We start from the raw sequence: 11,701 nt of genomic DNA on the forward strand, positions 1-11,701 counted from the left end.
TTTTGCGCGCGCCGGATCAATCCGACGGGCGGGCCGCGAGCGCAGGAACGAACTGCAGCGAGGCGCGAGCGAAGTCCGCCGGCAGCAGGCCGGACTGGCAAGACAGGACAATACGAGACGATGTCGAATCAACAACGAGCCAAACTGGTAGTCGGTAACTGGAAGATGCATGGGCGGCTCGCCGCGAACGCCGCGTTGCTGCAGGCAGTGGCACAGGGCGCCAGTGAATTGCCGGCCGACGTGCGCGTCGGTGTGTGCGTGCCGAGCCTCTATCTCGGGCAGACTCAGTCGCTGCTCGAAGGCAGCCCGGTCGTGTGGGGCGTGCAGGACGTGTCCGCGTTCACGCATGGCGCCTATACCGGCGAAGTGGCTGCGCCGATGGTGACGGACTTCGGCGCCACGTTTGCAATCGTCGGGCACTCGGAGCGCCGCGCGTATCACCGCGAAAGCGCCGAACTGGTCGCGGTGAAAGCGCAGCGTGTGCTCGAGGCGGGTTTGACGCCGATCGTGTGCGTCGGCGAAACGCTCGAAGAACGCGAAGCGGATTGCACCGAGCAGGTCGTCGGCGGTCAGCTCGACGAGGTGCTCGCGAAGCTGTCGGCTCAGGAAGCGGCTCGCCTCGTCGTCGCGTATGAGCCGGTGTGGGCAATTGGCACCGGCAAGAGCGCATCGGCGGCACAGGCGCAGGCCGTGCATGGGTTCCTGCGCGCACGTCTCGCGGCCAAGGGTGCGGCGGACGTGCCGTTGCTATACGGCGGCAGCGTTAAGCCGGACAACGCGGAAGAACTGTTCCGTCAGCTCGATATCGACGGCGGCCTGATCGGCGGCGCGTCGTTGAAAGATCAGGATTTCCTGGCGATCTGCAAGGCGGCCGCTGCGACCAGCGTAGCTGGTTAAGCTGGGCGTCTCGGCGAGGATGACTCCATTTCGCGCAACACACAGTGTGCGGCGCGGTTAAATAAAGACTCAGGTGAGTGTGATGCTGTATTTGAAAACATTGATTATCGTCGTTCAGTTGTTGTCGGCGTTCGGGGTCATCGGACTTGTGTTGCTGCAGCACGGCAAAGGTGCCGATATGGGCGCGGCTTTCGGCAGCGGCGCGTCGGGTAGCCTGTTCGGTGCGACGGGTTCGGCGAACTTCCTGTCGCGTACCACGGCAGTGCTCGCAGCGCTGTTCTTTGCCACGACACTGGCACTCACTTACCTTGGTGCGTATCACGTGAAGCCGTCGGCAGGCGTGCTGGGCGCGGCAGCTACTGCGCCGGTCGCGGCTTCGGCGCCGGCTGCGGGCTCGGCCCCGGTGGCGGCAGCGCCGGCTTCGCCTGCGTCGGTTCCGGCGACGGGCGTGCCGAAATAAATTTTCGGCGGACGTGGTCTTGTGCGTTGAACAATCTGCTTAAGCAAGTTACAATTCAAGTCTTGAAGCGATTCGCGGGTTTTGCAAGTTGTTTTCCCGGATTGCATATAGTGCCGACGTGGTGAAATTGGTAGACACGCTATCTTGAGGGGGTAGTGGCGAAAGCTGTGCGAGTTCGAGTCTCGCCGTCGGCACCAAATGTTATCTAAATGCCAGCCGTTTGCTTCGCTTCGGCTGGCATTTTCACTTCTGGCGTATCGCTGTACAGCTTACGTCATGCGCGTTGAGGAAGTGATTTCGCGTCAGGGGTGCTATGCTCCTGACGGCACTCAGAACCAACCGATTGAGGATTGTCTTGAACCTCGCAGCCTATTTCCCCGTTTTGCTGTTCCTTATTGTGGGCACCGGTTTAGGCGTAGCACTGGTCAGTATTGGCAAGCTCCTCGGTCCCAACAAGCCCGACACCGAGAAAAACGCACCGTACGAGTGCGGCTTCGAAGCATTCGAAGATGCGCGCATGAAATTCGACGTGCGCTACTACCTCGTCGCCATTCTCTTCATCATTTTCGACCTTGAGACCGCATTCCTGTTCCCGTGGGGCGTGGCGTTGCGTGACATCGGCTGGACTGGGTTCACGGCAATGATGATTTTCCTGCTCGAGTTCCTGCTTGGCTTTGCCTACATCTGGAAGAAGGGCGGCCTCGACTGGGAATGATGGATTAATCGCCGGTTTGCGTGGGTGGCCAGGCTTGCCGCCCCGTCTGGAGTGGAAAGCAAATGAGTATCGAAGGGGTCTTGAAGGAAGGGTTTGTCACCACTACGGCGGACAAACTGATCAACTGGACGCGCACCGGCTCGCTGTGGCCGATGACGTTCGGTCTTGCGTGCTGCGCGGTCGAGATGATGCATGCGGGCGCTGCCCGTTATGATCTCGACCGTTTCGGCGTGGTGTTTCGTCCGAGTCCGCGTCAGTCGGACGTGATGATCGTCGCCGGCACGCTGTGCAACAAGATGGCGCCCGCTCTGCGCAAGGTTTACGACCAGATGGCGGAGCCGCGGTGGGTGATCTCGATGGGCTCATGCGCGAACGGCGGTGGCTATTATCACTACTCATACTCGGTGGTGCGCGGCTGCGACCGGATCGTCCCGGTCGATGTGTACGTGCCGGGTTGTCCGCCCACGGCGGAAGCGCTGGTATACGGCGTGATCCAGCTGCAAGCCAAGATTCGCCGCACTAACACCATCGCCCGTCAATAAGGCCAACGCCTCCCCACAATATGGCAAGCAAACTCGAGACCCTGAAAGCGAACCTCGAGGCGGCCTTTGGCGGCCTCCTGTTGAGCGTGACCGAGTCGGTCGGTGAATTGACGATCGTCGTCAAGGCCGGCGACTACCTCAACGTGGCAAAGCGTCTGCGCGACGATCGCTCGCTCGGTTTCGAGCAGTGTGTCGACCTGTGCGGCGTCGATTATCAGACCTATGCCGAAGGCGCTTACGACGGCCCGCGTTTTGCGGCAGTGCTGCATCTGCTGTCGGTACAAAACAACTGGCGTCTGCGGCTGCGCGTGTTCGCGCCGGACGACGACATGCCGATCCTGCCGTCCGTCGTCGATATCTGGAATTCGGTCAACTGGTACGAGCGCGAAGCGTTCGACCTGTACGGCATCGTCTTCGAAGGCCACCCGGACCTGCGCCGCATTCTGACCGACTACGGTTTCATCGGTCATCCGTTCCGCAAGGATTTCCCGGTCTCCGGCTACGTCGAGATGCGTTACGACCCGGAAGAGAAGCGCGTCGTTTATCAGCCGGTGACGATCGAGCCGCGGGAAATCACGCCGCGCGTGATCCGCGAGGATCGCTATGGCGGTCTGAAACACTAAGAGAACGTCATGGCAGAGATCAAGAACTACACGCTCAACTTTGGTCCGCAGCACCCGGCAGCGCACGGTGTGTTGCGTCTCGTGCTCGAACTCGACGGCGAAGTGATCCAACGCGCCGATCCGCACATCGGTCTGCTGCATCGCGCGACTGAAAAGCTCGCCGAAAGCAAGACGTTCATCCAGTCGGTGCCGTACATGGACCGTCTCGACTACGTGTCGATGATGGCCAACGAGCACGGCTACGTGCTCGCCATTGAAAAGCTGCTCGGCATCGACGTGCCGCTGCGCGCGCAATACATTCGTGTGCTGTTCGACGAAGTCACGCGCGTGTTGAATCACCTGATGTGGATTGGCTCGCACGCGCTCGACGTCGGTGCGATGGCGGTGTTCCTGTATGCGTTCCGCGAGCGCGAAGACCTGATGGACGTGTACGAGGCGGTGTCGGGCGCGCGCATGCACGCGGCCTACTATCGCCCGGGCGGCGTCTATCGCGATCTGCCTGACGCAATGCCGCAATACAAGGCGTCGAAGATTCGCAATGCGAAGGCGTTGTCGAAGATGAACGAAAACCGTCAGGGTTCGCTGCTCGACTTCATCGACGACTTCTTTATGCGCTTCCCGAAGTGTGTCGACGAATACGAAACGCTGCTCACCGACAACCGGATCTGGAAGCAGCGTCTGGTTGGTATCGGCGTGGTCAGCCCGGAGCGCGCGCTGCAGCTCGGCATGACCGGCGCGATGCTGCGTGGCTCGGGGATCGAGTGGGATCTGCGCAAGAAGCAGCCGTATGAGGTTTATGACAAGCTCGACTTCGACATTCCGGTCGGCGTGAATGGCGACTGCTATGACCGCTATCTGGTGCGCGTCGAAGAAATGCGCCAGTCCACGCGTATCGCGAAACAGTGCATTGAGTGGCTGCGCAAAAATCCGGGCCCGGTAATGACGGACAATCACAAGGTTGCGCCGCCGTCGCGCGTCGGCATGAAGTCGAACATGGAAGATCTGATCCACCACTTCAAGCTGTTCACCGAAGGCTTCCATGTGCCCGAAGGCGAGGCGTATGCCGCAGTCGAACATCCGAAGGGCGAGTTCGGCATCTATCTGATCTCGGACGGCGCCAACAAGCCGTATCGTTTGAAGATCCGCGCCCCGGGCTATGCGCACCTGTCCGCGCTCGACGAAATGGCGCGCGGCCACATGATCGCCGACGCCGTGACGATCATCGGCACGCAGGACATCGTGTTCGGCGAAGTGGATCGCTAGGACGTATTCATCGACGCGCGTCTGCGGTCGTCGCACCGCCGCGCGGGTCAAGCAAAGGAACGCCGGGTCTGTCGCAGTTTGACGTGAGCGACAGGTTTTCGTTCGGTAGGAATTGAAAGAGTCGTGTCTGAAAATGATCTCAGCTGAAGGCCTGAAAGAAATCGATCGTGCGGTCGCAAAGTACCCCGCGGATCAGAAACAGTCCGCCGTGATGTCGGCGTTGGCCATTGCTCAAACGGAGCATGGCTGGCTGTCGCCCGAACTCATGCAGTTCGTCGCGGATTATCTCGGCATGCCGGCAATCGCCGTGCAGGAGGTAGCGACCTTCTACACGATGTATGAGACCTCGCCGGTCGGCAAGTTCAAGATCACGCTCTGTACGAACCTGCCGTGCCAGCTCGGCCCGGACGGCGGTTCCGAAAGCGCCGCTGAATACCTGAAGCAGAAGCTCGGCATCGACTTCGGCGAAACCACGCACGATGGCAAATTCACGCTGAAAGAGGGTGAGTGCATGGGTTCGTGCGGCGACGCGCCCGTGATGCTGGTGAACAACCAACGCATGTGCAGCTTCATGAGCCGCGAGAAGATCGACCAGCTGCTCGAGGAACTTTCGAAATGACGTCTTTACACGATCGTCACATCAAACCGCTGATTCTCGCCGGCCTGAACGGCGACAACTGGCATCTCGAAGATTACGTGGCGCGCGGCGGTTACGCCCAGCTGCGCCGTATCCTGGAAGAAAAGATCGCGCCCGAGCAGGTGATCGCCGACGTCAAGGCGTCGGGTCTGCGCGGCCGCGGCGGCGCGGGCTTCCCGACCGGTCTGAAGTGGAGCTTCATGCCGCGTCAGTTCCCGGGCCAGAAGTACCTCGTCTGTAATTCGGACGAGGGCGAGCCGGGTACGTTCAAGGACCGCGACATTCTGCGCTTCAATCCGCATTCGCTGATCGAAGGTATGGCGATCGGCGCGTACGCGATGGGCATCACGGTCGGCTACAACTATATTCACGGCGAAATCTGGGAAGTCTATAAGCGCTTCGAAGAAGCGTTGGAAGAAGCTCGCCGCGCCGGGTTCCTCGGCGACAACATCATGGGCTCTGGCTTTTCGTTTGAGCTGCATGCGCATCACGGTTACGGCGCGTACATCTGTGGCGAAGAAACCGCGCTGCTCGAATCGATCGAGGGCAAGAAGGGGCAGCCGCGCTTCAAGCCGCCGTTCCCGGCGAGCTTTGGCGTGTACGGCAAGCCGACCACGATCAACAACACCGAAACGTTCGCGGCGGTGCCGTTCCTGCTCGCCATCGGCCCGCAGAATTACCTTGAAATCGGCAAGCCGAACAACGGCGGCACGAAGATTTTCTCGGTGTCGGGCGACGTCGAGCGTCCGGGCAATTACGAAATTCCGCTCGGCACGCCGTTCGCGACGCTGATGGAACTCGCCGGCGGCATGCGCGGCGGCAAGAAGATCAAGGCTGTGATTCCTGGTGGTTCGTCGGCGCCGGTGATTCCGGGCGAGATGATGATGCAGACCGACATGGATTACGACTCGATCGCGAAGGCCGGCTCGATGCTCGGCTCGGGCGCAGTGATCGTGATGGACGAGACGCGCTGCATGGTGCGCTCGCTGCTGCGCCTGTCGTACTTCTATTACGAAGAGTCGTGCGGTCAATGCACGCCTTGCCGTGAAGGCACGGGCTGGCTGTATCGCGTCGTGCATCGTATCGAGCATGGTCTCGGCCGCCAGGAAGATCTGGATCTGCTGAACTCCGTCGCGGAAAACATCATGGGCCGCACGATCTGCGCGCTCGGCGACGCGGCCGCGATGCCGGTTCGGGGCATGCTCAAGCACTACTGGGACGAATTCGAATATCACGTCGCCCACAAGCATTGCCTCGTCGGCGGTCATGCCGGCATGGCGGCGGCGCCCGAAACCGTGGCTGCCTGAGTCGGGCCGACAGGTTTGGCTGACGGATAACTACCAGACGAACACCTCAACCGCAGGATTCATCGCCCGAAGCGGGCGATGAACACGCGAACGATTGAGCGGTAACAGGTTAAGGAAGATTGACCATCATGGTTGAACTGGAAATAGACGGCAAGAAAGTCGAGGTGCCTGAAGGCAGCATGGTGATCCAGGCTGCGCATAAGGTCGACACCTACATTCCTCACTTCTGCTATCACAAGAAGCTGTCGATTGCGGCCAATTGCCGGATGTGTCTGGTCGATGTCGAGAAGATGCCGAAGGCCGTGCCCGCGTGCGCGACGCCGGTGTCGGCCGGCATGATCGTGCGCACCAGGTCGGACAAGGCGGTGAAGGGCCAGCAAGCCGTGATGGAATTCCTGCTGATCAACCATCCGCTCGACTGCCCGATCTGCGATCAGGGTGGCGAATGCCAGTTGCAGGATCTGGCCGTTGGTTACGGCAAGTCGTCGTCACGCTATAGCGAAGAAAAGCGCGTGGTGTTCCACAAGAACGTGGGTCCGCTGATCTCGATGGAAGAGATGTCGCGCTGCATTCACTGCACGCGTTGCGTTCGCTTCGGCCAGGAAATCGCCGGGGTGATGGAACTCGGCATGCTGGGCCGCGGCGAGCATGCGGAAATCACATCGTTCGTCGGCAAGACGGTCGACTCCGAACTGTCGGGCAACATGATCGACCTGTGCCCGGTCGGCGCGCTCACGAGCAAGCCGTTCCGCTACAGCGCCCGTACGTGGGAGCTGTCACGCCGCAAGTCGGTGAGCCCGCACGATTCCGTCGGTGCGAACCTCATCGTGCAGGTGAAGAACAATCGCGTGATGCGCGTTCTGCCGTTCGAAAACGAGGCGATCAACGAGTGCTGGATCTCGGACAAGGACCGCTTCTCGTACGAAGGCCTGAACAGCCCCGAGCGTCTGACCAAACCGATGCTCAAGCAAGGCGGCCAGTGGGTCGAAACCGACTGGCAGACCGCGCTCGAATACGTGGTCAAGGGTCTGAAGGGCATCAAGAGTGACCACGGCGCGAACGCGCTTGCCGCACTGTCGAGCGCGCACAGCACCGTCGAGGAACTGTTCCTGTTGAAGCAGATCGCTCAAGCGGTCGGCACGCCGAACGTCGACTTCCGTCTGCGTCAGTCTGATTTCTCGGCGCCCGTTACCGGCGCGCCGTGGCTCGGCAGCACGATCGCCGATCTGTCGAACGTCGATGCGGCGCTCGTGATCGGTTCGGATCTGCGCCGTGACCATCCGCTGTTCGCCGCGCGTTTGCGCCAGGTCGCACGAGGCGGTTCGGCACTTACGCTGCTCCAGGCCACCAACGACGACGCGATGATCCCTCAGGCGCAACGCGTGGTCGCGGCGCCGTCGGCATGGCTCGAGGTGTTGGCAGGCATCGCCGGTGCGGTGGGCGAAGCGAAGGGCGTCGCATTGCCGGAAGCATTCGCCGGCACACAGCCGACGGACGCGCACAAGCAGATCGCGAAATCGCTGACCACCGGCGAGCATCGCGTCGTGCTGCTCGGTAACGAAGCGGTTCGTCATCCGGACTTCGCGGCGATCCACGCCGCGGCGCAATGGATTGCCGAAGTAACCGGCGCAACGCTCGGTTTCCTTACCGAAGCGGCCAACACGGTCGGGGCGCACCTCGTGAATGCGCTGCCGGGCGAAGGCGGCCTGAGCGCGCGTGAAGTGTTCGAGCAGCCGCGCAAGGGCTATCTGCTGCTGAATCTCGAGCCGGAATTCGATACCGCCAACCCGGCGCAGGCGCTTGCCGCGCTGAAGCAGGCCGAGATGGTCGTCGTGATGTCGCCGTTCCAGACCGGCGCCGACTATGCCGACGTGCTGCTGCCGATCGCGCCGTTCACCGAAACGGGCGGTACGTTCGTCAACGCTGAAGGCACGGTGCAGGCGTTCAACGGCGTCGTGCGTCCGCTCGGCGACACGCGTCCGGCCTGGAAGGTGTTGCGTGTGCTGGGCAGCCTGCTCGGCGCGCCGGGCTTCGAATACGACACGGTCGAAGAAGTGCGTGCGGCCGCGCTCGGCGACGGCGAGCTGAAGTCGCGTCTATCGAACCGCACCAGCGTCGCGGTGACGCGCGGCCAGGCCGCGAAGGCGGCGGAAGGCAAGTTCGAACGTCTCGCGAACGTGCCGATCTATCATGCCGATGCGCTCGTGCGTCGCGCGGAGTCGCTGCATCTGACCGCGGCGGCCCGTACGGCGAATTCGGTCGGCCTGCCGGCTGCGCTGTTCGACAAACTGGGTTTGAAAGAGGGCGACGCGGTGCGCGTTCGTCAGGGCGAGCAAGCGGTGCAGTTGCCGGCCGTGCGCGATGCGAATCTTGCGGAGACGGTCGTCCGCGTATCGGCGGCTACGCCTGCCGGTGCAGCGCTGGGCAGCCTGTTCGGTGAACTGGTGGTGGAGAAGGCGTAAATGAGCTTGTTCGATACGATCAACTCGGGCGGCGCCCAACTTCTCGGTGTGGCATGGCCCACGGTGTGGGCGCTCGTGCGCATCCTGGTGGTGGCCGTCGCGATCCTGCTGTGCGTCGCTTACCTGATCCTGTGGGAGCGCAAGCTGATCGGCTGGATGCATGTGCGTCTCGGTCCGAACCGCGTCGGTCCCGCCGGGCTCTTGCAGCCGATCGCCGACGTGCTGAAACTGCTGCTCAAGGAAGTGATCCAGCCCGCTCAAGCAAGCCGCTGGATCTACGTGATCGCGCCGATCATGGTGGTGGTGCCGGCCTTCGCGGTCTGGGCGGTGATTCCTTTCCAGGCGGGCGCGGTGCTCGGTGACATCAACGCGGGTCTGCTATACGCGATGGCGATCTCGTCGATCGGCGTGTATGGCGTGATTCTGGCCGGCTGGGCGTCGAACTCGAAGTACGCGTTCCTCGGCGCGATGCGCGCCGCCGCGCAGATGGTCTCGTACGAAATCTCGATGGGCTTCGCGCTGGTGGTCGTGCTGATGACGGCCGGCACGCTGAACCTGTCGGGCATCGTCGGCTCGCAGGAACAGGGCTTCTTCGCCTCGCACGGCCTGAACTTCCTGTCGTGGAACTGGCTGCCGCTCCTGCCGATGTTCGTCGTCTACTTCATCTCGGGCATCGCGGAAACGAACCGTCACCCGTTCGACGTGGTGGAAGGCGAATCGGAAATCGTCGCGGGCCACATGATCGATTACTCGGGTATGGCGTTCGCGCTGTTCTTCCTCGCCGAGTACATCAACATGATCGTGATCTCGGCATTGGCTGCAACACTGTTCCTCGGCGGCTGGAGCGCCCCGTTCGGGTTCCTGTCGTTCATCCCGGGCATCGTCTGGCTCGTCGCCAAGGTTTTCTTCCTGTTGTCGGTGTTCATCTGGGCGCGTGCCACGTTCCCGCGCTACCGCTATGACCAGATCATGCGTCTCGGCTGGAAGATTTTCATTCCGGTCTGCGTGGTGTGGCTCGTGGTGGTCGGCTTCTGGATCATGTCGCCGTTGAACATCTGGAAATAAAGGGCGGACGAACCTATGACCGCAATCCAAAACTTCTTCAAGACTTTCTTCCTCACGGAACTCCTGAAAGGCCTCGCGCTGACCGGACGCTACGCGTTCCAGCGCAAGATCACCGTGCAGTTCCCGGAAGAGAAGACCCCGATCTCGCCGCGTTTCCGCGGTCTGCATGCGCTGCGCCGCTATGAAAACGGCGAAGAGCGCTGCATCGCGTGCAAGCTGTGCGAAGCAGTGTGCCCGGCGCTCGCGATCACAATCGAATCGGAAACGCGCGCGGACAACACGCGCCGCACGACGCGCTACGACATCGACCTGACCAAGTGCATCTTCTGCGGTTTCTGCGAAGAAAGCTGCCCGGTCGATTCGATCGTCGAGACGCACATTCTCGAGTATCACGGCGAGAAGCGCGGCGACCTTTACTTCACGAAGGAAATGCTGCTGGCCGTTGGCGATCGTTACGAAGCAGAAATCGCCGCCAACAAGGCAGCCGACGCACCGTATCGTTGAAGCGTTTTCCCGCTTGCAGCAAATGCGGCAGTAAAAGCAGTAACACGGCCTGCTGTCGGGCCGACCGCCGCGGCCTGAACGCCGCGGCACGGCGCACCTGTGTGGCGGTTCTGGCGGTTTCGTCCGCTTTTGCCAGCCACGGGTGCCAAAGAACAATGCCTGACGATGGCCTAACGATGAACCGGTAATCATGGAATTCACGACCGTACTGTTCTACATCTTCGCGCTGCTCCTGGTGGTTTCAGGGCTGAAGGTGATCACCTCGCGCAACCCGGTGTCATCCGCACTGTTTCTCGTGCTGGCGTTCTTCAACGCAGCGGCCATCTGGATGCTGCTGGAGGCCGAGTTCCTCGCGATCCTGCTGGTGCTGGTCTACGTCGGCGCGGTGATGGTGCTGTTCCTGTTCGTCGTGATGATGCTGGACGTCAATCTCGACGTGCTGCGCAAGGACTTCAAACGCTTCGTGCCGATGGCCTCGGCGGTGGGCGCGATCATCGTGATCGAAACCGCGCTGATCCTGTGGCACGGCTACGGCGCGACCACCACGGCGCTGCACGACACGGCCGCGGCTGCCGCTGGCATGGGCGACTGGTCGAACACGCGCCTGATCGGCAAGGTCATCTATACCGACTACATCTTCGCGTTCGAAATTGCCGGCCTGATCCTGCTGGTTGCCATCATCGCGGCGATCGCGCTGACCACGAGCCACAAGAAGGACAGCAAGCGTCAGAACGTCAGCGCACAGGTCAAGGTGCGCGTGCAGGACCGCGTGCGCGTTGTGAAGATGCCGTCAGAGAAAACCGCGGCGACCCTCGCTGCGGAACAGGCGGCTGCCGCGGCAGCTGCAGCAGCAGCCGACTCGGCGCCGGCCAAGAACAGCTGAGCGGACAGGAGATAGAAATCATGTTGACCCTTGCCCATTACCTTGTCCTCGGCGCGATCCTGTTTGCGATCAGCATCGTCGGCATTTTCCTGAACCGCCGCAACGTCATCATCATCCTGATGGCGATCGAACTGATGCTGCTCGCGGTGAACACCAATTTCATCGCGTTCTCGCACTACCTGGGCGACGTGCATGGCCAGATTTTCGTCTTCTTCGTGCTGACGGTTGCGGCAGCCGAAGCGGCGATCGGTCTCGCAATTCTGGTGACCCTGTTCCGTAGTCTCGACACGATCAATGTCGAGGATCTCGATCAGCTCAAAGGTTAATTTCAGGAAAAGCGGTT

At 61.5% G+C, this 11,701-nt stretch carries 13 protein-coding genes and 1 tRNA gene; all 14 read left to right on the forward strand.

Annotated features, from left to right (window positions below):
• The first annotated feature begins 120 nt into the window (after positions 1 to 120).
• The 14 genes from tpiA to nuoK all read left to right on the forward strand — a co-directional run bounded on the left by tpiA (position 121) and on the right by nuoK (position 11,684).
• Positions 121 to 897, forward strand: coding sequence for a triose-phosphate isomerase (gene tpiA / locus OKW37_RS09510; RefSeq protein ID WP_184059330.1), 777 nt, complete (start codon positions 121 to 123; stop codon positions 895 to 897).
• Positions 898 to 979: 82 nt separating this feature from the next.
• A complete protein-coding gene (gene secG / locus OKW37_RS09515; protein WP_184059328.1) occupies positions 980 to 1,357 on the forward strand; it encodes a preprotein translocase subunit SecG in 378 nt (125 codons plus the stop codon).
• A gap of 112 nt (positions 1,358 to 1,469) precedes the next feature.
• Positions 1,470 to 1,554 (forward strand) — tRNA-Leu (locus tag OKW37_RS09520).
• Between the two features lie 158 nt (positions 1,555 to 1,712).
• On the forward strand, positions 1,713 to 2,072 hold the full coding sequence (locus OKW37_RS09525) for an NADH-quinone oxidoreductase subunit A (RefSeq protein WP_184059326.1): 360 nt from the start codon (positions 1,713 to 1,715) through the stop codon (positions 2,070 to 2,072).
• A 62-nt stretch (positions 2,073 to 2,134) separates the two neighbouring features.
• On the forward strand, positions 2,135 to 2,614 hold the full coding sequence (locus tag OKW37_RS09530; RefSeq protein ID WP_006052903.1) for a NuoB/complex I 20 kDa subunit family protein: 480 nt from the start codon (positions 2,135 to 2,137) through the stop codon (positions 2,612 to 2,614).
• Between the two features lie 20 nt (positions 2,615 to 2,634).
• The gene (locus OKW37_RS09535; RefSeq protein ID WP_090803764.1) at positions 2,635 to 3,237 is read left to right on the forward strand and encodes an NADH-quinone oxidoreductase subunit C; all 603 of its coding nucleotides are present in this window, start codon (positions 2,635 to 2,637) and stop codon (positions 3,235 to 3,237) included.
• 9 nt (positions 3,238 to 3,246) lie between these two features.
• Positions 3,247 to 4,500, forward strand: coding sequence for an NADH-quinone oxidoreductase subunit D (locus OKW37_RS09540; RefSeq protein WP_184059324.1), 1,254 nt, complete (start codon positions 3,247 to 3,249; stop codon positions 4,498 to 4,500).
• Between the two features lie 133 nt (positions 4,501 to 4,633).
• Positions 4,634 to 5,119 carry an NADH-quinone oxidoreductase subunit NuoE gene (nuoE, locus tag OKW37_RS09545; protein ID WP_184059322.1) on the forward strand — a complete coding sequence of 162 codons (486 nt, stop codon included), beginning with the start codon at positions 4,634 to 4,636 and terminating at the stop codon, positions 5,117 to 5,119.
• Positions 5,116 to 6,444: an NADH-quinone oxidoreductase subunit NuoF gene (gene nuoF, locus OKW37_RS09550; RefSeq protein WP_090803768.1), complete on the forward strand. Its 1,329-nt coding sequence runs from the start codon at positions 5,116 to 5,118 to the stop codon at positions 6,442 to 6,444. Before nuoE ends, nuoF begins: the two co-directional genes overlap by 4 nt.
• Positions 6,445 to 6,572: 128 nt before the next feature.
• Positions 6,573 to 8,906, forward strand: coding sequence for an NADH-quinone oxidoreductase subunit NuoG (nuoG, locus tag OKW37_RS09555; RefSeq protein WP_429406814.1), 2,334 nt, complete (start codon positions 6,573 to 6,575; stop codon positions 8,904 to 8,906).
• Positions 8,907 to 9,971, forward strand: a complete 1,065-nt coding sequence (gene nuoH, locus OKW37_RS09560; RefSeq protein WP_184059318.1) for an NADH-quinone oxidoreductase subunit NuoH — start codon at positions 8,907 to 8,909, stop codon at positions 9,969 to 9,971. It begins immediately after the preceding gene.
• Between the two features lie 15 nt (positions 9,972 to 9,986).
• Positions 9,987 to 10,475: an NADH-quinone oxidoreductase subunit NuoI gene (gene nuoI, locus OKW37_RS09565; protein ID WP_090803773.1), complete on the forward strand. Its 489-nt coding sequence runs from the start codon at positions 9,987 to 9,989 to the stop codon at positions 10,473 to 10,475.
• A 190-nt stretch (positions 10,476 to 10,665) separates the two neighbouring features.
• Positions 10,666 to 11,358: an NADH-quinone oxidoreductase subunit J gene (locus OKW37_RS09570; RefSeq protein ID WP_090803774.1), complete on the forward strand. Its 693-nt coding sequence runs from the start codon at positions 10,666 to 10,668 to the stop codon at positions 11,356 to 11,358.
• Positions 11,359 to 11,378: 20 nt separating this feature from the next.
• Positions 11,379 to 11,684 carry an NADH-quinone oxidoreductase subunit NuoK gene (nuoK, locus tag OKW37_RS09575; protein ID WP_187610965.1) on the forward strand — a complete coding sequence of 102 codons (306 nt, stop codon included), beginning with the start codon at positions 11,379 to 11,381 and terminating at the stop codon, positions 11,682 to 11,684.
• Positions 11,685 to 11,701: the final 17 nt, after the last annotated feature.

This window comes from Paraburkholderia sp. MM5482-R2, from assembly GCF_050436125.1.
GTDB lineage: Bacteria > Pseudomonadota > Gammaproteobacteria > Burkholderiales > Burkholderiaceae > Paraburkholderia > Paraburkholderia tuberum.

Coding starts and splice junctions, on each gene's coding strand:
- OKW37_RS09570 (WP_090803774.1), top strand. CDS start 10,666: ATGGAATTCACGACCGTACTGTTCTACATCTTCGCGCTGCTCCTGGTG.
- nuoF (WP_090803768.1), top strand. CDS start 5,116: ATGACGTCTTTACACGATCGTCACATCAAACCGCTGATTCTCGCCGGC.
- OKW37_RS09530 (WP_006052903.1), top strand. CDS start 2,135: ATGAGTATCGAAGGGGTCTTGAAGGAAGGGTTTGTCACCACTACGGCG.
- tpiA (WP_184059330.1), top strand. CDS start 121: ATGTCGAATCAACAACGAGCCAAACTGGTAGTCGGTAACTGGAAGATG.
- nuoK (WP_187610965.1), top strand. CDS start 11,379: ATGTTGACCCTTGCCCATTACCTTGTCCTCGGCGCGATCCTGTTTGCG.
- OKW37_RS09535 (WP_090803764.1), top strand. CDS start 2,635: ATGGCAAGCAAACTCGAGACCCTGAAAGCGAACCTCGAGGCGGCCTTT.
- nuoE (WP_184059322.1), top strand. CDS start 4,634: ATGATCTCAGCTGAAGGCCTGAAAGAAATCGATCGTGCGGTCGCAAAG.
- secG (WP_184059328.1), top strand. CDS start 980: ATGCTGTATTTGAAAACATTGATTATCGTCGTTCAGTTGTTGTCGGCG.
- OKW37_RS09540 (WP_184059324.1), top strand. CDS start 3,247: ATGGCAGAGATCAAGAACTACACGCTCAACTTTGGTCCGCAGCACCCG.
- nuoI (WP_090803773.1), top strand. CDS start 9,987: ATGACCGCAATCCAAAACTTCTTCAAGACTTTCTTCCTCACGGAACTC.
- nuoH (WP_184059318.1), top strand. CDS start 8,907: ATGAGCTTGTTCGATACGATCAACTCGGGCGGCGCCCAACTTCTCGGT.
- nuoG (WP_429406814.1), top strand. CDS start 6,573: ATGGTTGAACTGGAAATAGACGGCAAGAAAGTCGAGGTGCCTGAAGGC.